This is a genomic window from Neisseria sp. P0021.S006, from assembly GCF_051956895.1.
In genome coordinates, this window is record NZ_JBQCWZ010001110.1 from 1 (window position 1) to 495 (window position 495).

The 495-nt window shown below is 50.1% G+C and carries 1 protein-coding gene; it reads right to left on the bottom strand.

Annotated features, from left to right (window positions below):
• A partial coding sequence (locus ACTHUM_RS18995) for an HD domain-containing protein (RefSeq protein WP_440403828.1) occupies positions 1–411 on the bottom strand: 411 nt, incomplete at its 3' end.
• Positions 412–495 lie beyond the last annotated feature (84 nt).

The following is a 495-nucleotide window of genomic DNA, read 5'->3' on the forward strand; positions in this document are numbered from 1 at the left end:
GGCAAGATGTGCAGTATTGACCTGCAAACTGGCCGCTATGACGGCTCGCTCAGGATTAGGCTTGTTAATCGCCCATAAGGGCAATCCGTGCAAGCGCACGAGTTTGGCGATTGCTTCTCTTACAGCAAACGGAGCGGCAAGTTCGGTATACAGTAAAGTACGGGCGGTATGCTCGCCTTTTTTTGCGTGATGCGGCGAAACGAGACGCTCTTTGCCGTTTTCTATTTCACGCTTGGTCGTACTGCGTTTTTCCACATCATGCAGCATGGCGGCAGCAAACAGAATATGCTGCTCCTGTCCATCAAGCGCTTGAAACTCGGGCAATTGTAAAAGGGCTTCGCATACCATTTTGGTATGCGTAAATACATCGCCTTCGGCATGCCACTCAGGGTCTTGCGGAACGTCCTTCATATCGGCAAACCAGCTGAAACGACGTTCTAAGGCTTGCCAATCAGGAAGTTGACCGGGTATGTAATATGGGAATGTCCACATAAT